The organism is Burkholderia sp. BCC1999 (genome assembly GCF_905339975.1).
In the GTDB taxonomy this organism is placed as follows: Bacteria; Pseudomonadota; Gammaproteobacteria; order Burkholderiales; family Burkholderiaceae; genus Burkholderia.
Window position 1 is genome coordinate 1 of record NZ_CAJPHP010000019.1, and the last position, 25068, is coordinate 25068.

Annotated in this window: 23 protein-coding genes and 1 pseudogene; 5 read left to right on the forward strand and 19 right to left on the reverse strand. The window is 68.1% G+C overall.

The genetic code is table 11. The features are described from left to right. From U5809_RS25025 to U5809_RS25040, 4 genes and pseudogenes are all read left to right on the forward strand, one after another. Nucleotides 1–193, forward strand: a pseudogene (locus U5809_RS25025) (putrescine ABC transporter permease PotI); the annotation flags it as partial. A gap of 116 nt (nt 194–309) precedes the next feature. Beyond that, the gene (locus U5809_RS25030; RefSeq protein WP_322088495.1) at nt 310–1881 is read left to right on the forward strand and encodes a DUF3138 family protein; all 1572 of its coding nucleotides are present in this window, start codon (nt 310–312) and stop codon (nt 1879–1881) included. Between the two features lie 99 nt (nt 1882–1980). Then, the gene (locus U5809_RS25035; protein ID WP_322088496.1) at nt 1981–3285 is read left to right on the forward strand and encodes an FAD-dependent oxidoreductase; all 1305 of its coding nucleotides are present in this window, start codon (nt 1981–1983) and stop codon (nt 3283–3285) included. A gap of 27 nt (nt 3286–3312) precedes the next feature. Beyond that, nucleotides 3313–4614 (forward strand): FAD-binding oxidoreductase, encoded by a 1302-nt coding sequence (locus U5809_RS25040; protein WP_322088497.1) that lies wholly within the window; start codon nt 3313–3315, stop codon nt 4612–4614. Nucleotides 4615–4695: 81 nt separating this feature from the next. On the opposite strand, the gene gor is transcribed toward U5809_RS25040, so the two are convergent. The 6 genes from gor to U5809_RS25070 form a co-directional block, all read right to left on the reverse strand. Beyond that, complete coding sequence (gene gor / locus U5809_RS25045) at nt 4696–6051, reverse strand: glutathione-disulfide reductase (protein ID WP_322088498.1); 1356 nt, start codon at nt 6049–6051, stop codon at nt 4696–4698. Nucleotides 6052–6295: 244 nt separating this feature from the next. Further along, entirely contained in the window at nt 6296–6526 is a 231-nt protein-coding gene (locus tag U5809_RS25050; RefSeq protein ID WP_176050721.1) for a hypothetical protein, read from the reverse strand. Between the two features lie 375 nt (nt 6527–6901). After that, the gene (locus U5809_RS25055; RefSeq protein ID WP_011353454.1) at nt 6902–8023 is read right to left on the reverse strand and encodes a porin; all 1122 of its coding nucleotides are present in this window, start codon (nt 8021–8023) and stop codon (nt 6902–6904) included. A gap of 316 nt (nt 8024–8339) precedes the next feature. Further along, the gene (locus tag U5809_RS25060; protein WP_322088499.1) at nt 8340–9038 is read right to left on the reverse strand and encodes a YoaK family protein; all 699 of its coding nucleotides are present in this window, start codon (nt 9036–9038) and stop codon (nt 8340–8342) included. Nucleotides 9039–9095: 57 nt separating this feature from the next. Next, the gene (locus U5809_RS25065) at nt 9096–9623 is read right to left on the reverse strand and encodes a chromate transporter (RefSeq protein WP_322088500.1); all 528 of its coding nucleotides are present in this window, start codon (nt 9621–9623) and stop codon (nt 9096–9098) included. Further along, the gene (locus U5809_RS25070) at nt 9620–10258 is read right to left on the reverse strand and encodes a chromate transporter (RefSeq protein WP_322088501.1); all 639 of its coding nucleotides are present in this window, start codon (nt 10256–10258) and stop codon (nt 9620–9622) included. Before U5809_RS25070 ends, U5809_RS25065 begins: the two co-directional genes overlap by 4 nt. Before the next feature lie 96 nt (nt 10259–10354). Here U5809_RS25070 and U5809_RS25075 point away from each other — a divergent pair, with 96 nt between their 5' ends. Beyond that, a complete protein-coding gene (locus U5809_RS25075) occupies nt 10355–11239 on the forward strand; it encodes a transcriptional regulator GcvA (protein ID WP_282506136.1) in 885 nt (294 codons plus the stop codon). Between the two features lie 39 nt (nt 11240–11278). On the opposite strand, the gene U5809_RS25080 is transcribed toward U5809_RS25075, so the two are convergent. The 13 genes from U5809_RS25080 to flgB form a co-directional block, all read right to left on the reverse strand. Continuing rightward, entirely contained in the window at nt 11279–12586 is a 1308-nt protein-coding gene (locus tag U5809_RS25080; RefSeq protein WP_282506137.1) for a solute carrier family 23 protein, read from the reverse strand. Nucleotides 12587–12835: 249 nt separating this feature from the next. Further along, a complete protein-coding gene (gene flgL, locus U5809_RS25085) occupies nt 12836–14077 on the reverse strand; it encodes a flagellar hook-associated protein FlgL (RefSeq protein WP_322088502.1) in 1242 nt (413 codons plus the stop codon). Between the two features lie 22 nt (nt 14078–14099). Then, complete coding sequence (gene flgK / locus U5809_RS25090; protein WP_322088503.1) at nt 14100–16082, reverse strand: flagellar hook-associated protein FlgK; 1983 nt, start codon at nt 16080–16082, stop codon at nt 14100–14102. Nucleotides 16083–16277: 195 nt separating this feature from the next. Then, complete coding sequence (locus U5809_RS25095; RefSeq protein ID WP_282506140.1) at nt 16278–17033, reverse strand: flagellar brake protein; 756 nt, start codon at nt 17031–17033, stop codon at nt 16278–16280. Between the two features lie 243 nt (nt 17034–17276). Next, entirely contained in the window at nt 17277–18257 is a 981-nt protein-coding gene (gene flgJ, locus U5809_RS25100; RefSeq protein ID WP_322088504.1) for a flagellar assembly peptidoglycan hydrolase FlgJ, read from the reverse strand. A 285-nt stretch (nt 18258–18542) separates the two neighbouring features. Continuing rightward, the gene (locus U5809_RS25105) at nt 18543–19727 is read right to left on the reverse strand and encodes a flagellar basal body P-ring protein FlgI (protein WP_322088505.1); all 1185 of its coding nucleotides are present in this window, start codon (nt 19725–19727) and stop codon (nt 18543–18545) included. A 5-nt stretch (nt 19728–19732) separates the two neighbouring features. Next, entirely contained in the window at nt 19733–20422 is a 690-nt protein-coding gene (gene flgH / locus U5809_RS25110) for a flagellar basal body L-ring protein FlgH (protein ID WP_176050732.1), read from the reverse strand. Nucleotides 20423–20443: 21 nt separating this feature from the next. Continuing rightward, nucleotides 20444–21232, reverse strand: coding sequence for a flagellar basal-body rod protein FlgG (flgG, locus tag U5809_RS25115; RefSeq protein ID WP_166962600.1), 789 nt, complete (start codon nt 21230–21232; stop codon nt 20444–20446). 34 nt (nt 21233–21266) lie between these two features. Next, nucleotides 21267–22025: a flagellar basal-body rod protein FlgF gene (gene flgF / locus U5809_RS25120; protein ID WP_282506144.1), complete on the reverse strand. Its 759-nt coding sequence runs from the start codon at nt 22023–22025 to the stop codon at nt 21267–21269. A 19-nt stretch (nt 22026–22044) separates the two neighbouring features. Next, nucleotides 22045–23286: a flagellar hook protein FlgE gene (gene flgE, locus U5809_RS25125; RefSeq protein WP_322088506.1), complete on the reverse strand. Its 1242-nt coding sequence runs from the start codon at nt 23284–23286 to the stop codon at nt 22045–22047. A 27-nt stretch (nt 23287–23313) separates the two neighbouring features. Next, a complete protein-coding gene (gene flgD / locus U5809_RS25130) occupies nt 23314–24063 on the reverse strand; it encodes a flagellar hook assembly protein FlgD (protein ID WP_176050735.1) in 750 nt (249 codons plus the stop codon). 43 nt (nt 24064–24106) lie between these two features. Then, complete coding sequence (flgC, locus tag U5809_RS25135; RefSeq protein WP_176050736.1) at nt 24107–24532, reverse strand: flagellar basal body rod protein FlgC; 426 nt, start codon at nt 24530–24532, stop codon at nt 24107–24109. Between the two features lie 37 nt (nt 24533–24569). Continuing rightward, complete coding sequence (gene flgB / locus U5809_RS25140; RefSeq protein ID WP_282506146.1) at nt 24570–25058, reverse strand: flagellar basal body rod protein FlgB; 489 nt, start codon at nt 25056–25058, stop codon at nt 24570–24572. Nucleotides 25059–25068 lie beyond the last annotated feature (10 nt).

The following is a 25068-nucleotide window of genomic DNA, read 5'->3' on the forward strand; positions in this document are numbered from 1 at the left end:
CGGGCCCGGGTCGACGACGCTGCCGCTGGTGGTGTTCTCGCGCGTGCGGCTGGGGCTGAACCCGGAGATGAACGCCCTGGCGACGCTGTTCATCACGGCCGTGACGATCGGCGTGATCGTCGTGAACCGGATGATGATCGCGCGCGAGCGGCGCCGGATGGCCGACCTGAAGGCGGCGTTTGCGGCAGCCTGACGACGCACCTCCCGCTTCAAGGATAACAAGCACTGCAGACAAGCAAGACGCGCGGCCCCAGGGGGGGCGCGCGATTCGATCCCGATTTGACAGGCGCACGACAAGGAGAATCCGCAATGAAGAAGAAACTGATCTGCCTGCTGGTGGCCGGCGCGTTGCCGGGCATCGCGCTGGCCGACTCGACATCCGCCGAGATCAAGGCGCTGCAGGCGCAGGTCGCGGCACTGCAGAAACAGATGAAGTCGATGCAGGCGCTGCTCTCGGCGAAGGGCGGCGCCGCGACCGCGCAGGCCGGCGCGAAGGCCGGAGCAGCGCCGGTCGCAGTGGCCGTCGACCCGGGCTCGCCGGACTATGGCAAGGCGCAGGCCACGCTGACCAACGACGAAGTCGGCGAAATGAAGCAGCAGATCGCCAACCAGCAGCTGAAGGTCGATTCGCTGACCGATGCGGCCAACACGGGCCCGCTCGCCGGCCTGTCGGTCACGGGCTACATCGACCCGACCTACATCTACAACCGCGCGGCCGGCACGTCGTCGTTCCTGTTCGCGAACCACGAGAACGCGTACAACTACTTCAACAGCACGTTCGGCGATCTCTACCTCGACATCAAGAAGACGTTCGGCGTCGGCCCGATGGCGCCGTCGGCGGAAATCACGCTGATGCCGAACCGCGGCAACGGCATCACGCTGCTGCAGAACTCGCGCGGCTCGATCACCGACAACCTGCTGAACACGGCCGTCATCAACGTGCCGATCACCGCCGAGACGACGCTGGTCGCCGGCTTGATCCCGAGCTTCGGCGGCTACGAGGTGCAGCAGTCGAACCAGATGCTCACGCTCACGCACAACCTGCTGTACGATTTCTCGGATCCGGGCAGCTACGTCGGCGTCGGCGCGAACTACACGAAGGGCAACTGGGCGTGGAAGTTCTTCCTCGGCAACGAGCAGTACCGCACGTACGGTTCGGTCACGCAGACGGGCACCAATGCGCTCGGCGACCCGATCACCACCAGCAACAAGGTGCCGACGTTCACCGCGCGCGCGGACTACACGTGGTCGAGCGCGCTTGACCTCGGCGGCTCGTTCAACATCGGCCGCCAGACGCTGTCCAGCGCGATCGATTCGAACGGCGTCGTGCACTACGGGTCGGGCGCCAACGCGCCGAGCGCCTACGGTTCGTTCTTCTTCGGCGAACTCGACGCGACCTACACGCTCGCCGATATTCAGTACAACGCGGAAGTCGACTACGGCCGGCAGCAGCATGCCGCGTTCAACGGCGGGCTCGCGCAGTGGTACGGCCTGTCGCTGCTCGCGCATCGCAAGTTCAACGCGCCGGTGGTCGGCCGCATGGGCGTGACGCTGCGCTACGACCTGCTCGCCAACTCGAAGAACGGCGGCGGCGGTGGTGGCATCGCGCTGAACGGTAACGGGATGGATCCGAGCAACGGCTTCGGCGTCGACGCGGACTGCCTCGCGCAGTCGAAGGCCGGCGGCGGCCTGGGCTTCGAGTGCAAGGGGGCGGTACGCCAGGACGTCGCGCTCGACCTGCTGTTCTATCCGACCCAGCAGATCACCGTGAAGGTCGAATACCGGCACGACTGGGCGAACAACAAGGTGTTCCTGCGCAACGACGGTTCGTACGGCAAGTCCAACGACCTGCTCGCCACGCAGTTCATCTACTCGTTCTGACGCAGCACACGCGGGACGCCGTGCCGCGCGCACGGCGTCCCGCGCCGTTTTCAGGGGTGGCTGCGAGCAGGTTGCAGCCTTTTCGAGGGAGCCGGTTTCATGACGCAGTCTTTCACCCGCCGCGCCGATGCGCTCGCGCGCGACTCGTACTACGAGGCAACGGTCACACGGCCCGTGGTTGACGACCCTGAGCTCGAGGCAGCGATCGACGTCGACGTCTGCGTGATCGGCGCCGGCTTCGCGGGCCTGTCGACGGCGCTCGACTGTCGCGCGCGCGGGCTGTCCGTCGCCGTGATCGATGAGCACCGGCCCGGCTGGGGCGCGTCGGGCCGCAACGGCGGCCAGGCCATCACCGGCTTCGCGAAGGACGAGGTGATCGAGCAGCAGCTCGGCGCCGACGGCGCGCGTGCCGCGTGGTCGCTGTCGCTCGACGGCGTCGCGCTGATCGCCGAACGCATCGCGCGCTACGGGATCGACTGCGACTTCACGCGCGGCTACCTGACGGTCGCGACGAAGCCGCGCCGCATCGACGACCTGCGCGCGTGGATGGAGGCCGCGACGTCGCGCTGGGGCCATCCGTCGCTCGCGTGGCTCGACACCGGCGAGATCCGCGCACGCATTGCATCGACGCGCTATCTGGCCGGTGTGCACGATCCGCTGTCGGGCCACCTGCATCCGCTCAAGTACTGCCTCGGCCTCGCCGACGCCGCGCGCCGCGAAGGCGTCGCGCTGTATGCGCACACGCCGGCGCTCGACGTCGTGCGCGGCGCACGGCCCGTCGTGCGCACGCCGTCGGGCGAGGTGCGCTGCCGCTACGTCGTGTCGTGCTGCAACGCGGGGCCTGGCGGCATCCTGCCCGCCGCGACCGCCGCCCGCATCGCACCGATCGCGTCGTACATCATCGCGACCGAGCCGCTCGGCCAGGCACGCGCCGACGCACTGATCGCCCGGCGCGAAGCCGTGTGCGACAACAATTTCTTCCTCGACTATTTCCGGCTGTCAGCCGACCACCGGATGCTGTTCGGCGGCCGCGCGAACTCGGCCGGCGCGTCGCCCGCCACGCTCGCCGAAACGATCCGGCAGCGCATGGTCGGCGTGTTCCCGCAGCTCGGCGACGTGCGCGTCGACCACGCGTGGGGCGGCTTCGTCGACGTCACGCGCAATCGCGCGCCGGATTTCGGCGCGCTCGATCCGAACTTCTTCTACGTCCAGGGCTTCAGCGGGCACGGCGTCGCGCTCACCGGCATTGCCGGACGCGCGATCGCCGGCGCGATCGCGGGCGACACGCGCGCGTTCGACCTGTTCGCGCGCGTGCGTCACCGGCGCTTTCCCGGCGGTGACGCATGGCGGCAACCCGCGCTCGAGCTCGGGATGCTGTACCACCGCGTGCGTGAACTGTTCTAAGCCCCCCCTTTCTCCGTTCTCCTGACCATGCAGACATTCGCCAACCAGCCGCACGTCGCGTCCTACTACGCGGCGACCGCCAACGATACGACCCGCCACGCGCCGCTTGCCGGCACGATCGACGCCGACGTGTGCGTGATCGGCGCGGGCCTCACGGGCCTGTCCGCCGCGCTCAACCTCGCCGAGCGCGGCCATTCGGTGACCGTGCTCGAAGCGTCGCGGGTCGGATGGGCGGCGAGCGGCCGCAACGGCGGCCAGCTGATCGGCGGCTTTGCGTGCGACATCGACACGTTCGGGCAGTTCATGCCGGAAGGCGACGTGAAACGCATGTGGGACATGGGGCTCGAAACGCTGTCGCTCGTGAAGTCGCGCATCGCGCAGCACGACATCGACTGCGCGCTGGTGCCCGGCTACCTGACCGCGGCGAACACGGAGCGCGACGCCGATTCGCTGAAGCGCTGGCGCGACGAAGCCGCGAAGCGCTTCGGCTACGACCGCTTTCACTTCGTCGAAGCCGACGAGCTCGGCGACTACGTGCAGTCGGCGCGCTATTGTGGCGGGCTGTACGACCCCGACAGCGGCCACCTGCATCCGCTCAACTACACGCTCGGCCTCGCGCGTGCGGCGACCGACGCGGGCGTGCGCATCCACGAGGACAGCTGCGTGACACGCGTGCGCGACGTGTCGGGCGGCCACGTCGTCGAGACGAGCGGCGGCAACGTGCGTGCGCGCTTCGTCGTGCTCGCGTGCAACACCTACATCGGCACGCTCGCGCCCGCGCTGTCGAAGAAGATCATGCCGGTCGGCACCTACGTGATCGCGACCGAGCCGCTCGGCGAAGCGCGCGCCGCCGCGCTGATGCCCGCGCGCGCGGCGATCTGCGACAGCCGCTTCGTGCTCGACTATTTCCGGCCGGCGCCCGACACCCGGCTCGTGTGGGGCGGCAAGGTCAGCTATTCGACGCGGGAGCCGCGCGACCTCGCCGCGGCGATGCGTGCGGACATGCTGAAGACGTTCCCGCAACTCGCGGACGTGAAGGTCGACTATGCATGGGGCGGCTTCGTCGACATCACGATGAACCGCGCGCCGCACTTCGGTCGTATCGCGCCGACGATGTACTTCGCGCAGGGGTTCTCGGGGCACGGCGTGAACACGACCGCGCTCGCGGGCAAGCTGATCGCCGAAGCGATCAACGGACAGGCGAGCCGCTTCGACCTGTTCGACAAGATCCGGCATCGCGACTTCCCCGGCGGCGAGGCACTGCGCACGCCGGCACTGGTGCTCGCGATGAGCTGGTACCGGATGCTCGACGCGTTCGGCGTGCATTGAGCGACGTACACACCAACGAGAAACGGCCGCGCCAAAGCGCGGCCGCCCCCTCCCAGCCGGCACGAATACACGCCGCTCCCGCTAACCAGCCAGCTTCTGCCGCATCGTCACGAATTCCTCCGCCGCGGTCGGATGAATACCGATCGTGTCGTCGAACTGCGCCTTCGTCGCGCCCGCGCGAATGGCGATCGCGATGCCCTGGATGATTTCGCCCGCGTCGCGGCCGACCATGTGCGCGCCGACCACACGCTGGCTGTCGCGCGCGACGACGAGCTTCATCATCGTGCGCTCGTCGCGGCCCGACAGCGTATGGCGCAGGGCCTTGAACGACGTACGGTAGATGTCGACCTCGCCATGCGCGTGACGCGCGTCGGCCTCGGTCTGGCCGACCGTCGCGACCTCGGGCTGGCTGAACACGGCCGACGGCACGTAGGCATGATCGGCCGCGACACGCGAACCGCCGAACAGCGTGCGCGCGAGCAGCGCGCCGTCGCGCGTCGCGACCGGCGTGAGCTGCGGCCGCGACGTCACGTCGCCGATCGCGTGGATCGACGGCACCGACGTCGCCGAATACGCATCGACGGCAATTGCACCGCGCGCGTCGAGCGCCACGCCCGCCTGTTCGAGCCCGAGCCCGTCGACGTTCGGCACGCGGCCGGTCGCATACAGCACCTGGTCGTACGGCCCGTGCCGCGCATCGCCGACGCGCACGCTCAGCGTGCCGTCGTCCGCGCGCTCGATCGACTCGACCACCGCGCGCGCGTGGATCGCGACGCCCTGCTTCGTCATCTCGTCGGTCAGGAACTGGCGCACGTCGTCGTCGAAGCCGCGCAGGATCTTCTCGCCGCGATAGAACAGGTCGACGTGACTGCCGAAACCATTGAAGATGCCCGCGAACTCGACCGCGATATAGCCGCCACCGACCACCGCGATGCGCTTGGGGCAGGTCGCGAGCGACAGCGCCTCGCGCGACGTGATCGTGTGCTCGATGCCGGGCCGCGCCGGCGACGACGGGCGCGAGCCGGTCGCGATCGCGATATGCCGCGCGCGGATGCTGCGTTCGCCGATTGCAACGGTGTGCGCATCGACGAGCGTCGCGCGGCCCGCGTGCATGTCGACGCCCGATTGCCGCAACAGGTTGATGTAGATGTCGCTGAGCCGGTTGATCTCGCGATCCTTCGCGGCGATCAGCGCGGACCAGTCGAGCGTGCCGGCGCCGAAGGTCCAGCCGAAGCCCTTCGCATCCTCGACTTCATGCGGATAGTGCGATGCGTAGACGAGCAGCTTCTTCGGAATGCAGCCGCGCAGCACGCAGGTGCCGCCGATCTGCTCTTCTTCCGCTATGCCGACGCGTGCGCCATATGACGCGGACATCCGCGCGAGCCTCACGCCGCCGGAGCCGGCGCCGATGACGAACAGGTCGTAGTCGAAATCCATCGCATTCCCTCATCGCAGTTCGGATGAAGGCACGATAGCAAGATTCGGGGATTCGTGCGGAGCACGGCGCGACCAGGCGTGCGCCCAATAAAAAACGGCGAGAGACGTGGCCTCTCGCCGGTCAAACCGGCTGCCGGGTGTGTCATGCGTCACCGATCGACCGCATGCCCGACCTGCCGGCTGCGCGGCACCGGTCCGCCCGGACGCGCGAAGGGCGCGCCCGCGGCCGGACCAGCCGCCATGCTCATGCTTGCGACGTGTCGCTGCCGTCCGTCGCCTGCGTGTCGTCTGCCTGCTGCTGGGGCTGCTCTTCCTTCTTCTTCTCGAGCAGACCTTCGACTGCCTCGGCGCCCTTGAAACCGGCGACGGCTGCAGCCGCCTTGGTCAGCAGGCCCGCATCCGGATCCAGCTTTTCCGCGCCTTCGACGGCTGCGACTGCGCCAGCGATTTCACCCACGGTGTCCAGGATACCCATCGTCATCCCCTTTCAAGAAAATCGTGAGCGCATCGTCCCACGAAAAAAACCGGCAGACCGCGATTGTCATCACCGGATACACAAGTTACGCACCTGGCCGGCCGCGCTCTTCGAGCGCCACCGGAACGACGCACGCGCGAGCCTGACGGCACGCAGCGGGCGATGCACGCAGCGTAGCGGAAAGCCTTCGCGCGTACTGTAAAAGTATGTTCTGGAATGCCGACGGAACGCTTACGGCGCGGGACTTCCGCAATGGAGCGATTGCCGAATAGTCGTGCGCGCGTATGAAGGTCGCGTGACGAAAAAAAAGAGGCTCCGTGCGGAGCCTCTTCGATGTGCGCCGGGCCAATGCCGGCGCATGCGTTCCGACGTTCGTCAGAAGATATTGCGCAGGCCGATCGCGATGCCGGTCTGGTTGCTGCGACCCGGCAGCTCGACGTTCGCCGCGCCGTTCGTCTTGTTGAAGTCGACGGTGCCGTAGACTTCGGTGCGCTTGCTCAGTGCGTACTCGGCGATGCCGACGATCGCATAGCGGTTGCCGCTCGCGAGCGTGCCGTTGGTGGTCATCGCATTGCGCATGTGGTCGTAGTAGAACGCGCCCGTCAGCGTCAGCGGTGCACTGACCTGCCAGCTCACGCCCGCGAACGGACCGTCGTCGATCCGGCCCGTGCCCTTCGCGACCGGAATCGACTGCTGCGCGAGCAGGCTGTCGACGAAGCCGGTGTCGTCCTTCGAGCGCAGGTAGCCCGCGTAGATCTTCGCCTTGCTGAACGCGTACACGACGTTCGCGTGGTAGATCGTCTGCTTGCGTGCCGAGTTGTCGCTGTTCTGCTGCGCGCCGGCCGCGATGCTGAGCGGACCCATCACGTACGACAGCGACACGCCCCACGCATTGCCCTTGCCGAGCGAGCCCGGGATCTGGCCCGAGAAGCCGCCGGCGCCGGTCGATTCGTAGTTGGTGCCGGTCGAGTACATCGCCTTCGCGGTCAGGCCTTCGAACTTGCCCGTGTACTTGATCTGGTTGTCCGCATACAGGCCGCCGCCGAGTGCGACCGGCAGCCACGCGTTTTCGAGGTAGTTGCCGACCGTCAGCGGATCGTAGGTATCCGACAGCAGGTCGAACAGCGGCGTCTTCTGGCGGCCGAGGGTCACCGTGCCGTACGGGCTCTGCAGGCCGACGTACGCTGCGCGGTTGAACAGGCGGCCGCTGTCGGCGAATGCGCCGTTCTGCAGGTTCACGCCGCTTTCGAGGTTGAATACGGCCTTCAGGCCGCCGCCGAGGTCTTCCGTGCCGTAGATGCCGAAGCGGCTGTTCGTGATCGCGCCGTTGGTCATCGACAACAGGCCGTCGTTCTTGGCATTGGCGTTGGTCAGGTAACGGATGCTGGCGTCGGCGACGCCCCAGAGCGTGACCGAGCTTTGTGCGGCCGCGTACTGGCTGGCAAATGCGAGCGCGGCGCCCCCTGCGATGGCTGCGAGTCGGGTGGTCTGCTTCATGAGCTTTCCTTTTTGTAGGTGTCTCCATTCATGGCCGGCCGCGTGCGCAGCCGGGTGGCGATCGCTCACGTTCTTGGCGCGCGCGATGTGGGCTGAATCATATGACGAGTGCGATCGCTGAAAGAAATTGAAATGCGCGGTAATGGCGGAACTGTCGCCCGCGCACAACGTTACGCGCGTGACGCTTGTCCGGCGGGCGGCCGGCGCCGTGCGGCAGCAACCGGCCGCGCGGCTTACGGTGCGTCGGGTCTGTAAGGATCGCGCGGCCGGCGCCGTGGAACGGACGGGCACCCGGGGGCACCCGCGGGGTGCGCGGTCACGCCGCCGCCGGCCCGCCGTCGGCCGTGTGCCGGCGCCACGCGCGCCGCACGATTTCCGCGAATGCGCCGACGAGCAGCAGCACGGCGCCCCACAGCGCGACGCCCGGCACGAGCCGCGTCACGAGGCCGCCGACCACCGCGCCGGCCAGGAAGCAGAAGCTGATCGTCGCGAGCAGCGCCGAGTCGTGCAGCGCGCCCGCGTCATAACGCGGGATCAGCCCGACGAACAGCTTCTGCGCGGCGCGCCGCAGGTTGCCGGTCGTCATCACCGACGTGTACGACAGTTCCTCGAGATGGGTGAAGGACAGCGTCTGCAGCGTCGCGACGAACGAGATGCCCGGGATCAGCCACGCGCTCGACGCGCCGACGAGGCCGCTCGCGGCGACGCCGAGAAACGCAATCTCGACGATCAGGCTCGCGAACGCCGTGTGCCGCATCCAGCCGCGCTGCGCGGCGAGGCCAAGCAGGTGCGCGACGAACACCGCGATCACGAAGCCGACGAGCGGCGGCACGTGATGCAGCGCGGCGGCCCATTCGCCGGCCGACAGGTTGATGCCGAGCAGCGCGACGTTGCCGGTCATCGTGTTCGCGAACACGTGGCCGTGGCCGACGTACGTGTACGCGTCGAGGTAGCCGCCGGACAGCGTGAGCAATGCGGCGACGGTGAGATTGCGGCTGGCGCCGTCGAGATCCATCGATCCTCCCGTCAAGATTCGCGCCAGTATGGCGCACGGGAAGCTACCGTGCGCCGCTCATTGCCCGATGCCCGTGAGCCCGATCAGCGCACCGCCGGCGAGCAGCCACAGCGGATGGATGCGCGTGCGCCACGCGAGCACCGCGCACGCGGCCGTGATGCCCCACTGGATGGCCGTACGGTTCGAGGCCTCGGAGATCAGCACCGCGCTTGCCGCGACGAGCCCGGCCGTGACGGGCATCATCCCCTGCTGCACGTAGCGGCGCCACGGCCGGTCGCGAAAGCGCTCCCACGCATGCAGCGCGAGCACGGTGACGAGCGACGACGGCCCGAACTTCGCGAGCGACGCGACCAGCAGCCCGGCCCAGCCGGCCACGTGCCAGCCGACCAGCGACACGATCATCATGTTCGGCCCGGGCGCCGCCTGGGCCAACGCGAACAGCGCGGTAAACTCGTGCGCGCTCATCCAGTGATGCACGTCGACGACCTGCCGCTGCATCTCCGGCAGGATCGTGTTGCCGCCGCCGAAGGCGAGCAGCGACAGCTGGCTGAAGATCGTCGCGATGGCGATCAGCGTGTCGGTCATGGGCGGTCTCCCGGCCGGGTGCCGCGCGCGGCGGCCTGCGCCGACTGCGGCGTGCCCGCGTCGCGGCGGCGCGACGCGAGCCACACGCTGACGGGCGTCAGCACGAGCATCGTGGTCAGGAGCGGAATGCGCAGCACCGCGATCGCGACGAACGCGAGCGCCGCGATACCGGCCGCCGCAGGGGCGTGCCGCAGCGGCTTCGCGACCTTCACGGCCATCGCGACGAGCAGCCCGGCAGCCGCGGCCGCGAGCCCCGCGAACAGGTGCTGCACGTGCGGATCGTTCTGCGTCTTCGCATACAGCACGCCGAGCGCGACGACGACGAGCGTCGGGCCCGCGATCAGCCCGAGAATGCCGGCGAACGCGCCGGCAACGCCGCGAAAGCGCATGCCGACGGCGACCGACAGGTTGATCACGTTGCCGCCCGGCAGGAACTGGCAGAGGCCGAGCAGATCGGTGAATTCGTCGGCGGAGAGCCACTTGCGCTCGTCGACGATCGTGCGTCGCGCGAACGGCAACGCGCCGCCGAACGACATCAGGCCGAGCGACAGGAAGCCGGTGAACAGCTCGGCAAGGCCGACGTTGCGGGGCGCCGCCGCAGACGGCGGAGCGGCAGGTGGAACAGCGGATTGCATGGTGCTCCTCACTAAACGGTGAACCGAGGTTACCGCCGTTCCGGATCGTGGCAAAACGATTTTATCGGCGCGCCCTTGTGATCTAGAATCACAAGCATGGCACGCGATCTCCCGCCCTTTTCCGCGCTTCGGGCCTTTGAAGCCGCGGCACGACATGAAAGCTTCAGCGCCGCCGGCGACGAGCTGCATGTGACTCATGGTGCCATCAGCAGGCAAATTGCCGGGTTCGAGGCGTGGCTCGGCAAGCCGGTGTTCCACCGCTACGGCAAGCGCGTGAAGCTCACCGACGAAGGCCGGCGCTACCTGGACACCGTGCGCGCGGCGTTCGACAGCATCGCGCACGCGACCGAGCAGCTGCGCAACACCGGCGCGGCGCGCGTGCTGCGCATCAACGCGCTGCCGACCTTCGCGATGAAATGGCTGCTGCCGCGCCTGTCGCGGTTCCAGCGCGACGTGCCGAACGTCGAGCTGAAGCTGTCGACGTCGAATGCGCCGCTCGACACGCTGAACGGCTTCGACGTCGCGATCCGCCGCGGCCCCGGCCACTGGCCGAACTGCACGAGCGGGCACTTCCTCGACGAAAGCGTGATCCCGGTCTGCAGCCCGGCGCTGCTCAAGCGCGCGCCGATCGCGCGCGCGGACGATCTCGCGCGGCACGTGCTGCTGCATTCGGATACGCGGCCGGAAGGCTGGCGCGACTGGTTCGCGGCGGCCGGCGTGGCGATGAAGGGGCGCAAGCGGCAGTCGTTCGACCACTTCTACCTGGCGCTGCAGGCAGCGGTCGACGGGTTGGGCGTCGCGCTCGGCCCGTTGCCGCTGATCGACGACGAGCTCGCGAGCGGCCGGCTCGTGATGCCGCTGCCCGGGCCGCGGATCGCGACGCGCAGCTACTGGTGGATCGCGCCGCGCGCACCGATCGACGATCCGCTCGTCGCGCAGTTCTGCGCGTGGCTGCAGGCGCAGTCGAATACCGGCGCTTGAGGGCGCGCCGGCGGGCGGCATGGCGCCGCCCGCTTGCGCTCAGACCACCGGGCCCGGTTCCTTTTCCTTGCGCAGGATCGCGTACAGGATGATCGCGCCGAACGTCGCGGTGCCGATTCCGCCGAGCCCGAAGCCGCCGATCTTCAGCGAGAAGTCGCCGGCGCCGAGCACGAGCGTGACGGCCGCGACGATCAGGTTGCGGTTGTCGGAGAAGTCGACCTTGTTGACGACCCAGATCCGCGCGCCCGTCACCGCGATCAACCCGAACACGACGATCGACACGCCGCCGAGCACGGGGCCCGGGATCGTCTGGATCACCGCGCCGAATTTCGGCGAGAAACCGAGCACGATCGCGATCACCGCGGCGACCGCGAACACCAGCGTCGAGTAGATCCGCGTGACGGCCATCACGCCGATGTTCTCCGCGTAGGTCGTCACGCCGGTGCCGCCGACGCTGCCCGACACGATCGTCGCGAGCCCGTCGCCGATGAACGCGCGGCCCACGTAGCGATCGAGGCTGGTGCCCGTCATCGCGCTGACGGCCTTGATGTGACCGAGGTTCTCCGCGACCAGGATCACCGCGATCGGCGCCAGCATCAGCATCGCGTGCGGATCGAACACCGGCGCGCGGAAGCTCGGCACCCCGAACCAGGCCGCCTGCCCGACGATCGAGAAATCGATCGGCTTGCCGAGCCCCATCCCGTTGGTCGCGACCGCATAGATCGCATAGGCGATCACCAGCCCGACGAGGATCAGCAGGCGCTGCACCATGCCGCGCGAGAACACCGCGACGCCGCCGACGCACAGTACGGTCACGAGCGCCATCACCGAGTCGAAGGTCGACGCCGAGACGCCCTTCACCGCGATCGGCGCGAGGTTCAGCCCGATCACCGCGACGACCGCGCCGGTCACGACCGGCGGCATCAGCGTCTCGATCCAGTTCGTGCCGATCGCCTGCACCAGCGCGCCGATCGCGACGTACACCACACCGCACGCGATGATCCCGCCGAGCGCGACCGGAATGTTCGGGTTCGGGCCGCTGCCGCCGTAGCCCGTCACCGCGATCACGAGGCCGATGAACGCGAAGCTCGAGCCGAGGTAGCTCGGCACGCGGCCGCCGACCAGCACGAAGAACAGCAGCGTGCCGATGCCCGACATGAAGATGCACAGGTTCGGGTCGAAGCCCATCAGTAGCGGCGCGAGCACGGTCGAACCGAACATCGCGACGACGTGCTGCACGCCCATCGCGACCATCTGCGGCCACGCGAGGCGCTCGTCGGGGCCGACCACGCGCGATGCCGCGCCGGTCGACTGGACCCGCCAGCGCGGGAAATAGGAATCGGACATGGGGAAAGGGCTCCTGTCGGTCGCCGGCTGCCAAGGATGCGCCGGTCTGGAATCTGGCGCGAGTTTACGGAGCGGAAATGGGGCTGGCAAGCGGGCTGACGCGCGGGGCTGGCAGGCGGGGCTGACAAGCTTCCGGCGCAGAGCGCCGCGTGTGCCGCATGTGCCGCGTACGCGAAGCGGCGCGCGGGCGGCGGATGGCGTCGGCCGCGATGCAAGCGTGCGCTCACATCGCAGCCGGTGCGCCGTGCATCAGGGATTGATGTACTGGAACAACGACATGTTCTGCAGTTGCACGTAGGCCTTCTGCGCGCCGGTCAGCGCATTCTGCACCTGCAGGTACTGGCTGATCGTCGTGACCATGTTGGTGCTGGTCAGGTCCGACAGGTTGCTGGTCGTCTGCAGCGTCGCCGTCTGGTTGACGGTCTGCATCGCCTTGACTTCCTGCTCGCGGCCGCCGACCGATGCCTGGATCGTCGTGACGTTGCGCATCGTGTTGCCGAGCTTGGTCGAGCCCGTCATCAGCGCGTTCTTCAATGCCGCGCCCGCCACCGCATTGCCCGTCACGGGCGTCTTCAGCGCCGAGATCATCGCGTCGAGCGTCGAGAACACGTCGGAGCCGCCGCTCGCCTGCGGCGCGGGCGAGACCGCGAACGTGTCGCCGGCGGCCGGCGTGCCCGACACCGCCACCGTCATCCCGCCGCCGAGCGAGATCGCCGAGCCCGCCGAATAGGCCTGCGCCGGCGTGGTGGTCGGCGGGCTGGCCGAGTTGTCGGTCACCGTGTAGGTCGGCGCGGCGGCCGTGCCGCCGAACTTGATCGAATACTGATGGCCATTCGTCGCGATCGACGGGTTCGTCACCGTGACCGCGCCGATCGTGCCGGTGCCCGTATTACCCGCGCCGGCCGACGGCACCGGCGAGCTGCCGATCGCCGGCACCGACATGAAGACGGCGGCGCCCGTGTCGCCCTGCGACACGGTGCTCGAATCGGCGATCTGCACCTGGCGCGTCCCCGTGTCGCCGACATAGGTGACGCTGCCGCTCGGCGTCGTCGAAAACGGCGCCGCCGAATTCTTCGTGCCGGCGAACAGGTAGTTGCCCGCGCCGTCGTTGGTGTTCGCGAGCGTCATCAACTGGTCGCGGTAACCCTGCAACTGCGTCCCGAGCGCCGAGCGGTCGCTGTCGGACAGCGAACCGTCGCCGGCGCGCACGAGCAGCGTCTGCGCGCTCGTCAGCACGCCGCTCACGCTCTGCAGCGTCTGGTCCTCGGCCTGCAGCGACGCGAGCGCCGTGTTCTGGTTGGTCGCGTACTGCGACAGCGTCGCCGACGTCATCGACAGCTGCACGGCCTGCGCCGCGCCGGCCGGGTTGTCGGCCGCCGTCTGCAGGCTCACGCCGCTCGAGATCTGCTGATACAGCTGCGCGAGCTGGGCCTGCTGGTCGTTCATTTGGGAAACGTTCAGCTGGAAGAACTGGGCGCTGGAAATCCGCATCGCTTCTATCCCTCGAATCCGGTCAGTTGAACAGGCCGAGCACGGTCTGGAACAGCGTCGCCGCCGTCTGGATCACTTTCGCGTTCGCCTGGTAAAGCTGCTGGTACTGCATCAGGTTGGCTGCTTCCTCGTTCGTGCTCACGCCCGACACCGACTGCTGCGCCTCGGTGATCTGGCCGATCAGCCCGGTCTGCGCGGCGCTCGACGATTTCAGCTGGGTCGTCGTGTTGCCGATGCCGTTCACGTAGCTCGCATACGCGCCGGTGAGCGTCGTCGTGCCGTTGCCGAGCGCCTTGGCGTTGACCAGCTTCGACAGCGCGAGCGCGTTGGAGCCGTCGCTGGTGCCGCCCGCATACGGCCCGATCGTGAACGAGTCGCCGGTCGCCGGTGCGCCGGACAGCGTGACGCTCACGCCGTTGAGCGCGCCCGCGGCCGTCCCCGACATCGTCATCGTCGCGCCGGCCGCCGGGTCGTACGGGACGGTGTCCGTCGGGTTGTTGATCGTGACCGACGTCGGCGGCGTGGTGCCGATCGTCACCGTCGTGCCGACCGGGAAGCCCGTCAGCGTCTTCGCCGTCGCGTCGTAGGTCAGCTTGGTCGTCGGCACCTGGTAGCCCGCGGTCACGCCGCCCAGCGTGATCTTGCCCGTGCCGGTGTTGGTACTCGCCGCCGACGTGACGGCCGGCGATGCGGCCGCGATCGCCGACGCGCTCGTCGTCGCGAGGCCGAAGCCGTTCAGCGCGCCGCGCGTCGGCAGCACGGTGAACTTGTCGCCGGCGTTCATCGAGCCCGACGGGGTCGAGAAATTCAGCCCGCCGAGCGAGACCGGCATCGGCCCCGCCTTCTGGTCGACCACCGCGCCGCTCGCGCGGTCGGTCAGCGTGTAGTTCGCGCCGTCGTAGGACAGCGTGTAGTCGCTCGTCGTCGGCTGCGAAGCGTTCGCGAACGACACGGACAGCGACGCGTTGCCGGTATTGCCCTGGTTCGAGTACACGGTCGGCGACGGCGTCGTGAACAGGTTGCCGCCCGGATTGCCCGACAGGTCGATGCCGAGCGCGTTCTGCGCGTTGACCTGCGCCGCGAAGCTGGTCGCGATCGCGCCGAGCTGGGCCTGCGCGGGGTCGAGCGTCTGGCTGCGGAACGCGAGCAGGCCGCCGAGCGTGCCGCCCGACAGCGACGAATCGGGCAGCGCCTGGTTCGGCCCCTGCGGGTTCGCGCCGGCGATGCCCTGCGACACGACGGTCAGCTCGCTCGGATCCGACGGCGACGTGACGGTCGCGAGCTGGTAGCTCTTGTCCGCGACGACGAGCGGCTGGCCGCCCGACATGAACACGCTGTAGCCGCTGTCGTTGCGCACGACCTGGATGCCGGCGAGGCCCGACAGGTTCGACACCGCGAGGTCGCGCTGGTCCATCAGCTGGTTCGGCGGCTGGCCCTGGCTGCTCGCCGCCGCGATCTGCTGGTTCAGCTGCGCGATCTGTGCGGTGTACGTGTTGATCTGCGACACGGTGCTGGTGAGCTGCGTGTTCACGCTCTGGCGCAGCGCGTCGTACTGCTGGCCGGCCGCGTTGATCTGGTTGGCCAGCGTCTGCGCGTTGCTGATCGCGGTCTGGCGCACCGACGGGTCGGACGCGTTGTTCGCGATGTTCTGCAGCCCGGTGAAGTAGCTCGTGATCCCGGTCGAGATCCCCGCCGTCGGGCTGCCGATGTAGTTGTTCAGCTGCGCGACGAGCGTGTACCACGTCGTCAGCGCGCCGCCCTGCGTCTGCGCGGTGTTCAGCTGGTCGCTCAGGTACTGGCTGTACTGGCGCTGCACGGTGACGGTGCTCACGCCCTGCGGCATGTAACCGCTGCCCGTGTACTGGCCGCTCGTTTCGGCATAGACCGGCCGCTCGACCGTATAGCCGGGCGTCGCTGCGTTGCTGATGTTGTTGCCGGTCGTCGTGAGGCCCCAGAGCGCGGCATTCAGGCCGCTGACGCCGAGGTTCATGAGTGTGTTGGACATGCGCGATCCTGATGAGCCGGCCGCGCTGCGGCCGCCGGGTTGCGTGACTCCCGGTATAACGGCCGCTGACAGGAAAAATTGAGGAAAAAATGCACGCGCGACGCGCAAGCGCGCGTCGCCGGTCGAAGCGTCCGGCAGGTGGGGCCGGCGGAGGGTCGCGGCGCGCGCCGGGCAAGGCCGGCGGCCGCGGGCGCGTCAGGCCCGCGCGAGCGAGCGGCGCTTCATTTCGAGCTGCGTGATGAGCCGCTGCAGCGTGTTTTCCGCACTGCCCGGCAGCGACATGTAGCGGAAGCCGAGCTGGTAGCGCCGCGACCCGTTCGGCATCTGCGTCGAGCGCTGCGACACGAGCTGCAGGTCGAGCGACAGCTTGCCGTGACCGGTCAGCTCGAGTTCGACGTCCGGCAGCAGCGTGCCGACCTCGAGCGCCTCGACGCGTTCGTCGGCCGTGCGCAGCCCCACGCCGCCGAGCGACAGGTTATGCACCTCGAACAGGAAGCGCTCGCCGTCCGGCAGCGTGCCGCGGCACAGGAACGGATCGACGATCGGCGCGTCGACGCGGAAATATTCCCGGCGCTGGATGCAGACCAGCACGTCGGGGAAATCGGCGACGAACGCGGGCAGCCCCTCGTAACGCGTCTCGCGCGGCGTGCCCGTGGTGAATTCGACGCGTACGCCCTCCGGCGAGGCCGCGAACGTGCAATGCGACGCGCCGAGGATGCCGGCGTTCTGCTCGGACAGCGCACCCCAGTCGAACGTGAACGTCCGCGCACCGACATCGACCTCGAGCAGGCGCGTGACGAGCTGGCCGCCCGGGTACTGGACGGTCAGGAAATCGCCGCGATTCACGAGGTTGCGCAACTGCACGCCGATTTCCAGGGGATTGCGGCGGGCATAGTCGGGCCCGGAGTGGCCTGCATCCAGGCTGGGGTCCGTCGACGTTTCGATATTCATGGCTAGCCGGTCTTTCTTGTCATGAGCGCCCGGACAACCGGTGCGCAGTAAAACCGGGCCAGATCACAGGCCCGGTCACAGGTCTCTCACACTTAGCGGCAGTGCTGACCGAAAGTTTAGATCGAATTGGTGAATTTTTTCGCGCAAACGTTGAAACCGCGCGCGGCGGGCTGCCGGGCGCGGTCCGAAGGGGGAACCGGATGGCTGCGGGCGCCCGTTTTCAGCGAAAGCGGGCGCCGGCCGTCAGCCGATCTGCTGCATGATCGAGATCAGCTTTTTCGCGTAGTTCGGGTCGGTCGCGTAGCCGGCCTTCTGCATCCCGTGCGCGAAGCCTTCGACGCTGCGGCTCGCGCTGAGCACGCCCGAGTAGCGCGGATTGTTCTTCAGCAGGTTCGCGTAGTCGGTCATCGCGTGCTCGTACGAGTCGTACGCGCGGAATTTCGCGACCACGCGGCGCGGCGTGCCGTTCACGTATTCGGTCGTCAGCGCCGACACCGTGCGGCCCGTCCAGCCCTTGTTCGCCTTGATGCCGAACACGTTGTAGCTGGTCGACCCGTCGGAGGCACGGATCTCGCGCTTGCCCCAGCCCGATTCGAGCGCGGCCTGGCCGACGATGAAGCGCGCCGGGATGCCGGTCGTCGCGCTGGCCGCCTGCGCGGGGCCCGCGAGCCGGTCGACGAACGCGTCGGCGTCCTGCACGCCGCTCGCGCCCTTCAGCGGCGGCGTCAGCGCGCTGCCGGCCGAGTAACCGCGTGCGCCGGCGAGACCGCCATTGTTCGCCGCGTTCGCATAGGCCTTCGCCATCGCGTTCATCGCGGCGAGGCTGCCTTCGTTGCCGGCCGTGCCGAGGCCGCCGGCGCCCATGCCGCCCGCGCCGATGTCGGCCGCCGTGTCGCTGCCCGCGCCCGCGCCGGCGTTGCGCAGCAGCTGCTTCATCAGCGCGTCGGCGACACCCATCCCGCGCGTCGACATCTGCTGCGCAAGCTGCTGGTCGAGCATCGACGTGTACATCTTCGACGTATGCGAATCGAACAGCCCGCCGTCGGGCGATGCGTCGCGCATGCTCTTGAGCATCATCTGCGTGAACATCGCGTCGAACTGGCCGGCGACCGCCTTCGCGCCGGCCTGCGGCGACTGCTTCGCCTGCGCGCGCAGTGCATCGAAACCCTGCACGTCGAGCGCGAAGCGCTGCGTGAGGTCGTTCGCGTTCGGAAGGTTCGCCATAAGGGTCTGCCTACTCATGAAACGTACATGCGTTGCCCCGAGACGGGCCGCTCGCAAGGACTGCGACGCCGCGAATACTGGACGTATTCGCAAGGAGCGTGACGCAGCGAGCGGCCCGTCTCGGGGCAACCCCAAATTTAAATTGCATTCCACGGGAATGCCCGAAATCGGCCGCATGGCGGCGTCCTTCGTCTCTTGTTTGGCACGGCCAAACGGCGCTCCTCACTCCTTGCCCTGCGCCCGATTTCGGGCATTCGCATGCACGTTTCATGAGTAGGCAGACCCTTAGATCACCTCCAGGTCGGCGCGCAACGCGCCGGCCGCCTTCATCGCCTGCAGGATCGACATCAGGTCCGCGGGCGTCGCGCCGAGCGTGTTCAGCGCCTTCACGACGTCGGCGAGGTTCGCACCGGCCGTCACCATCTTCAGCGCGCCGTTGTCCTGCTTCAGCTGGATCTGCGACTGCTGCGCCACCACGGTCTGCCCGTTCGAGAACGGCCCCGGCTGCGACACCACCGGCTGTGTATTGACGACGACCGACAGGTTGCCGTGCGCGACCGCACAGCTCTGCAGCGTGACCATCTGGTTCATCACGATCGAGCCCGTGCGCGCGTTCAGGATCACCTTCGCCGCAGCCTTGTCCGGGCTCACGTCGAGGTTCTGCAGCCGCGCCATGAAGGCGACCTGCTGCGCCGAATCGGCCGGCGCCGCGAGCTGGATCGTGCGGCCGTCGAGCGCCGTCGCGGTGCCCGGGCCGAAGCTCGAGTTGACCGCGGACACGATCCGCTGCGCGGTGCCGTAGTCCATGTCGTTCAGCTGCAGCTGCAGCACGCCGTTCATCTGCGCGATCGCGTTCGGCACCGCGCGCTCGACGATCGCGCCGCCGACGATCCGGCCGGCCGCGAGCTGGTTCACCTGCACGCGGCTGCCGTTCGCGCTGGCGCCCGCGCCGCCGACCGCCATGTTGCCCTGCGAGAGCGCGTACACCTGCCCGTCCGCGCCCTTCAGCGGCGTGAGCAGCAGCGTGCCGCCGCGCAGGCTCTTCGCGTTGCCGAGCGACGACACCGTCACGTCGAGCGCCTCGCCCGGCCGCGCGAACGGCGGCAGCGTGGCCGTCACCATCACGGCCGCGACGTTCTTCAGCTGCATGTTGCTCAGCGACGACGGGCCGCCGTTCGCCGAACCGTTGTTGATCGAAATGCCGAGGTTCGCGAGCATGTTCGCGAGCGTCTGCGTCGTGAACGGCGTCTGCATCGTCTGGTCGCCCGTGCCGTCGAGACCGACGACGAGGCCATAGCCGATCAGCGGGTTGTCGCGCACGCCCTGGATCTGCGCGAGGTCCTTCAGGCGCTCCGCATGCGCGGGCACCGCGCCGAGCGCGCACGCCGCAGCCACGGCCGCGAACGCGACGGCGAGCCGCGCGGCGGCATGCGCACGGGCCGACAGGCGGTGGATCAGGGTCGTCTGCATCGTCATCACCACGGCGCGATGTTGAGGAAGAAGCGCTGCAGCCAGCCCATCGTCTCGGCTTCGTTGATGTAGCCCTTCGACGAGTATTCGATCTTCGCGTCGGCGACCTGCGTCGAGTAGACGGAGTTCGCACCCGAGATCGTGTTCGGGTTGACGACGCCCGAGAAGCGCACGAATTCGTTGCCCTGGTTGATCAGCATCTGCTTCTCGCCGCTGACCACGAGGTTGCCGTTCGGCAGCACGCCGGTGACCGTCACCGTGATCGTGCCGTTGAACGTGTTCGCCGCGCTCGCGCCGCCGGTCGCCGCGAACTTGTTGTTGCCGGTGGCCGACAGGTTCGCCTTCGCGAACAGCCCGCCGAGGAAGCCGGCCGTCGGCACGTTGAAGTCGGTGTTGCCCTGCCGGTTGGTGTTGGCGCCCGACGACTTGGTCGCGTTGATGTTCTCCGCGATCATGATCGTCAGGATGTCGCCGATGTTGCGCGGCCGCTGATCCTCGAAGAGCGGCCGCCCCGCGTAGCCGGGGTTGTAGATCGAGCCGGGCGCCTGCATCGACATCGGCATCGGCGGCTGCGCCGTCATCGGCTGCTGGATGATCGGGTCGCGCGGAATCTGCGCGCAACCGGCGAGCGCCGCCACCGCGACCGCGCATGCGGCGCGGACGGGGGCTGACGGGAGGAGGCGAACCTGCTTCATGGCGACGACGGGACTTTCCGGTTAGCTCTTCATCTGCGTGACGGTCTGCAGCATCTGGTCGGACGTCGTCACGGCCTTGCTGTTGATCTCGTAGGCACGCTGCGTCTGGATCATGTTGACCAGTTCCTGCACGACGTTCACGTTCGACGCTTCGACGTAGTTCTGGTTGAGCACGCCCGCGCCGTTCAGGCCCGGCTGCGACACGTTCGGCGCGCCCGACGACGTCGTCTCGGAGAACAGGTTCTCGCCGCGCGCCTCGAGGCCGGCCGGGTTGATGAAGGTCGCGATCTGCAGCGCGCCGATCTGCACCGAATTGGTCGAGCCCGCCTGCGTGACCGTCACCACGCCATCCTTGCCGATCGTCAGCGACGTCGCGTTCTGCGGGATCGTGATCGCCGGCAGGATCTGGTAGCCGCTCGACGTGACGAGCTGGCCCTGCGCGTTGGTCTGGAACGAGCCGTCGCGCGTGTATGCGTTCGTGCCGTCCGGCATCACCACCTGGAAGAAGCCCGCGCCGTTGATCGCGACGTCCTTCGAGTTGCCGGTCTGCGTGAGGCCGCCCTGCGTGTACAGGCGCTCGGTCGCAACCTGCTGCACGCCGGTGCCGAGCTGCAGGCCCGACGGCAGCTCGGTCTGTTGCGTCGAGTTCGCGCCCGGCTGGCGGATGGTCTGGTACAGCAGATCCTCGAACACCGCGCGCGACGCCTTGAAGCCGTTCGTGCTGGTGTTCGCGAGGTTGTTCGAAATCACGTCCATCTGCGCCTGCTGCGCATTCATGCCGGTGGCGGCGATGTAGAGCGAACGGTTCACTTGTCGATTCTCCTGCGTAAGCTGGCGGGGGCGCTCAGCTGAAGTTGAGCAGCTGGTTCGCCGACTGCTCGTTCTGGTCGGCCGTCTGGATCAGCTTCGACTGAAGCTGGAACGCGCGCGCGTTGTCGATCATCGCGACCATCGCGGTCACCGGGTTGACGTTGCTGCCCTCGAGCGAATTCGGCGTGACGACCACGTTCGGGTCGGCGTCGGCCGGATTGCCGTCGGCGGTGCGGAACAGCCCGTCGTTGCCGCGCGCGAGCGTGGCCGGATCGGGATTGACGAGCTTCATCTGGTCGACGATCGCAACGGCCGTCGGCGGGTCGCCCGGCATCAGCGCGGAAACGGTGCCATCCTTGCCGATCGTCACTTCCGCGTTCGGCGGCACCGAGATCGGGCCGCCGTTGCCGATCACCGGCAGGTTGCTCGCGTTGACGAGCTGGCCGTTCTCGTCGACGTGCAGGTTGCCGGCGCGCGTGTACGCCTCGCTGCCGTCGGCCGCCTGCACCGACAGCCAGCCCGCGCCCTGCACGGCAACGTCGAGCGGGTTGCCGGTGCGCGTGATCGGACCCGGTGCGTAATCCGCGCCGGGCGTCGACGCGAGCACGTAGGTACGCGTCGTCGTCGGGTCGATCGCGCTGCCGTCGCCGAAATTCATCGGCACCGCGCGATACGTCGCGAGCTGCGCGCGAAAGCCCGTCGTCGACGTGTTCGCGAGGTTGTTCGCGACGATCGCCTGCTGGTCGAGCGACTGCGACGCGCCCGTCATCGCCGTGTAGATCAGTCGGTCCATGGCTGCCGGTTATCCGCGCTTACAGGTTGATGAGCGTCTGGTCGACGGTCTGCTGCGTCTTGATCGTCTGCGCGTTCGCCTGGTAGTTGCGCTGCGCGGTGATCAGGTTGACGAGCTGCGACGTGAGGTCGACGTTCGAGTTTTCGAGCGCGCTGCCCTGCAGCGTGCCGTGGTTCGTGCTGCCCGGCGCGGAGACCTGCGGCACGCCCGATGCGGCGGTTTCCGCATACTGGTTGCCACCGAGGTTCACCAGCCCGTTCGGGTTGTTGAAGTTCGCCAGCGCGATCTCGCCGAGCACCGCGGTCTGGCCGTTCGAGTAGTTGCCGGTCAGCTTGCCGTCGGCGCCGATCGAATAGGTCGTCAGCGTGCCGCTCGCGAAACCGTTCTGCGCGAGGTTGTTCACGCCGTCCTTGCCGCCGTACTGCGTGGTGCCGGTCAGGTCGAGAGTGAGGTTCTGCGGCGTCGCCGAGCCGTCGGTGTTCGGCACGGTGAACTGGAACTGGCCGAGCGACGCGGTCGGCGCCGGCGGCGTGCCCGTCGTCGTGCTCTTGATCGCGCCCGACGTATCGAACGTGACCGTGCCGAGATCGGTCGTCGTGCCGCCCTGGACACCCGCGTATGCTTCCCACGTGCCCGATGCCGACTTCACGAAATACATGTTGACCGCCTGCGAACCGCCCAGCGAGTCGTACACCTGGATCGACGTCGAGTAGTTGTAGGTCGTGCTGTCGGTCGCGCTGAACGGCGTCTTGGTCGGCGTCGTGTCCTGCGAGTTCAGGTTGAACTGGCCGGTGATCTTGGTCGTCGCGGTCGGCGCGATGTTGGTCGTCGGCGCCTGCAGCGGCACGGTCTGCGCGGTGTTGATCACGCCGCCCGCGCCGGCCGCATAGCCCATCAGGTTACGGCCTTGCGAGTCGACGATGTAGCCGTTCTTGTCGCGCTGGAACGTGCCGTCGCGCGAGTACGTCGTCACGCCGTTGTTCGACATCTGGAAGAAGCCGTTGCCGTTGATCGCGACGTCGAGCGACGAGTTCGTCGTATTGATCGTGCCCTGACCGAACTGCTGCTGCACCGACCCGAGCGACGTGCCGATGCCGATCTGCGTGTTGACCGACGTCGCGACCGAGTTCGCGTACATGTCGGAGAACTGCGCGGTGCTCGACTTGAAGCCGACCGTGTTCGCGTTCGCAATGTTGTTGCCGATCACGTCGAGTGCGTTCGAGGCACCGGCGAGGCCGCTCAGACCCTGTTGATAACCCATTTCGGTCTCCGTTTCGAGAAAGCTCGATCAGTTGGTGGTGGTGTCGCCGGTCGTGGACGACGTCTTGACGTTCGGGAAGATCGACGCGACCTGGGTGAGCCCCACCGTCGTACCGTTCGACAGCACCAGGCCCGCCGTGCCGTCCGCCTGCTTGATCACGCTCTGCACCGTTGCGGCCGCCAGCACGGTCGGCGCGTAGGCCTTGCCGTCGGTGCCCGTGTACTGCGCGCTGACCGTGTACGCGCCGTCCGGCAGCGCGTTGCCGGCCGCGTCGGTCGGCGTCCAGTTGAACGGCACGGTGCCGGCCGACTGCTTGCCCGCGTTGATCGTGTTGACGACGACGCCCGAGCTGTTCTTCACGGTGATCGTCAGGTTCGACACGTCGCTCGTGAGCGACACGCCGAACGGCGACGCCGCGCCGCTCTTCACCGCGACCGAGTTGCCCGGCGCGAGCACGTTCGTGCCGATCAGCAGCGCGGCCTGCGTCTGCTGGCCGGCCGTGAGCTGCGTCGACAGCGACGTCAGCGACGTGTTCAGCTGCGCGATGCCGCTCACCGTGTTGATCTGCGCGAGCTGCGATGTCATCTGCGAGCTGTCGACCGGGCTCGTCGGATCCTGGTTCTGCAGCTGCGTGACGAGCAGCTTCAGGAACGTCGCCTGCAGGTCGCTCGCCGACGTGCCGTTGGTCGACGACACGTTGTTGGTGTTCATCGTGTCGGTCGGCAGGGTCGACACGTTCGTGCCGTTGCTGCCGATCGTCGTGCTGGAGGAAGTCATCCTGGGTGGCCTTCTGTCGTGGTCTGTGAGGTCGGCGCGCGGCTTACGAGCCGATCGTCAACGTCTTGAGCATCAGCGTCTTCGCGGTGTTCAGCGTCTCGACGTTGGCCTGGTACGAGCGCGACGCCGAGATCATGTTCACCATCTCCTGCACCGGATCGACGTTCGGCATCTGCACGTAGCCGTTCGCGTCGGCGGACGGGTTCGCCGGGTCGTAGGTCGACTTCATCGGCGACGGGTCGTCCATCACCTTCGTCACGCGCACGCCGCCCACGCCCTGGCCGGACGCGGTGCGCGCGCCGCCGATCGGGTCGGTTGCGAACACGACCTGCTTGGCCTTGTACGGCTTGCCGTCGGGGCCGGTGGCGCTGTCGGCGTTCGCGAGGTTCGACGCGGTGACGTTCAGGCGCTGCGATTGCGCGGACAGCGCCGAACCGGCGACGCCGAAGATGTTCATCAACGAAGGCATGGTGGCTCCTGGTGCTTGTGCTCGGGTTCGGTTGCGCTTACGAGTTCGTCGAGATCGCGGCGATCATCGCCTTGATCTGCTGGGTCATCACGGTCATCCCGGATTCGTAGTGCAGCGCGTTGTTCGCGAACTGCACGCGCTCGACGTCGAGATCGACCGTGTTGCCGTCGAGCGACGGTTGCAGCGGCATCCGGTACTGCGCACGGCCGTAGTCGTCCGACGGGCCGCCGGTCGGGATCAGCTTCGCGGTGCCGGCCATGTGACCGGCCGCCGTCGACACCATCGACATGCCGCTCGTCACGCCGGCCGGCTGCGCCATCGGCAGCTGCGCGGCGTTGCTCGGCGCCAGGCCGCCGCCCGTCTGCTTCAGCGAGCGCGCGAGCGTCGACGCGAAATCGACGTCACGGGCCTGGTAGCCGGGCGTGTCGGCGTTCGCGATGTTCGACGACAGCAGTTCCTGCCGGTAGGCGCGCACGTCGAGCGCCTGTCGGCCGAACGCGAATTCCGCATCGAGTTTGTCCAGCATGTGTGCGTCT